This is a genomic window from Kitasatospora sp. LaBMicrA B282, from assembly GCF_050325825.1.
In the GTDB taxonomy this organism is placed as follows: Bacteria; Actinomycetota; Actinomycetes; order Streptomycetales; family Streptomycetaceae; genus Kitasatospora.
On sequence record NZ_JBNQTI010000360.1, the window covers coordinates 1 to 1,361 of the forward strand.

Below are 1,361 nucleotides of genomic sequence, written 5' to 3' on the forward strand. Positions count from 1 at the left end.
GCCGGGGTCGCGGGGCGGGGCGGCGGCTCGGCGGCTCGGCGGCCCGGCGGCTCGGCGGCTCGGCGGCTCGGCGGCTCGGCGGCAGCAGGGGTATCGGCGACACGACCTCAGGCCAGCAGCAGCGCCCGGTCCCAGGTCGTGGCCGGCGCCGCACCCGTCGCCACCGTGTGCAGGGCGAGCGCGACCCCGGCCGCCCCGGTGAGCAGGCCGCCCGCGGCACCCGGGCCGGACGGCCGGTCCGGCGGCGTGACGGCGAACGGGAAACCGGGGTCGCACCGGTCGAGCAGCAGCTGGGTCAGCCGGGGCAACCGGGCCGCCAGCTCCGGGCTGCCGCTCTCCGCGGCCACCCGCCACCCGGTCTGGAGCAGCCCGGCCCAGCCGTGGCAGAGCCCGGCCCCGGTCAGCGGCGGGGCCAGCTCGGCCGGCCGTTCCAGCGCAGCCCGCAGCGCGCCGACCGCCACCGCGCGCCACCGCGGGACGCCGAGCGCGGTGCCCGCCAGCTGCAGCGCCCGGGCGATGCCCGGACTGCCGGAGCACCAGGACGGCCGCGGCGCACCCAGTCGGGGGGCGCCCGGCCAGGCGAGCGGGCCGTCCGGGCCGGCCGCCCAGTCCGGCTCGGCGGGGTCGGGCCGCTCCGCCGGCCCCCGCAGCTCGCCCAGGCGCAGCCGGAGCGGCCACCAGGGTCCCGCCTGGTCGGTCCGCTGCCGGGCGAGCAGCCACTCGGCCAGGGTGCGGATCGCCTCCGCCTGCCCAGGCACCTCGACCCCGGCCCGCCAGGCCAGCGCCAGCAGGGCGAGCGGACCCGAGAGCCCGTGCGCCAGGCCGAGGCCGGCGTGCCCGGCCCGCGGCACCACCGGGATCCGGTGCTGCGGATCCTCGGCGACCCACCAGCCCGGCAGCCCGTACCTCGCCAGCGGCCGGGTCAGCGCGACCAGCGCGGTCAGCACCGACTCCAGCGGCGTCGTCTCGCCCGCCTCGTGGCGGTCCAACAGGTGGGCGCCGAGCCCGGCCAGGCCGGCGACCAGGTCGAAGGCCTCCCGACTGGGGCACGGGGTCCCCCGCGCGATCCGGGCCTGCTCCGCCGCGGTCCGCTGCCCGACCAGCAGGGCGAGCCGGGTGCCGAGCCGGGCCCGGTCCACCCGGTGCTCCCCCGGGCCCTCGGCCACCCGGTGCAGGGCGAAGGAGAGCGCGGGCAGCGAGTCGTGCAGGCCGGGCCGGGCGGTCCGGTCCGCCTCGGCGCGCTCGGCCGCCACCGCCAGCCAGGCCCGGGCGGCCGGGCGGTGGGCCGGGTCGGTGCGGGCGAGCTCGGCGAAGAGCAGCACCAGCCCGGCCGGCCCCGCCCCGAGGCCGCCCGGCAGCTC

The 1,361-nt window shown here is 82.0% G+C and carries 1 protein-coding gene; it reads right to left on the reverse strand.

Going from position 1 to position 1,361, the window contains the following annotated elements:
* Positions 1-107 precede the first annotated feature (107 nt).
* A partial coding sequence (locus ACQRUO_RS39425; protein ID WP_428321000.1) for a lanthionine synthetase C family protein occupies positions 108-1,361 on the reverse strand: 1,254 nt, incomplete at its 5' end.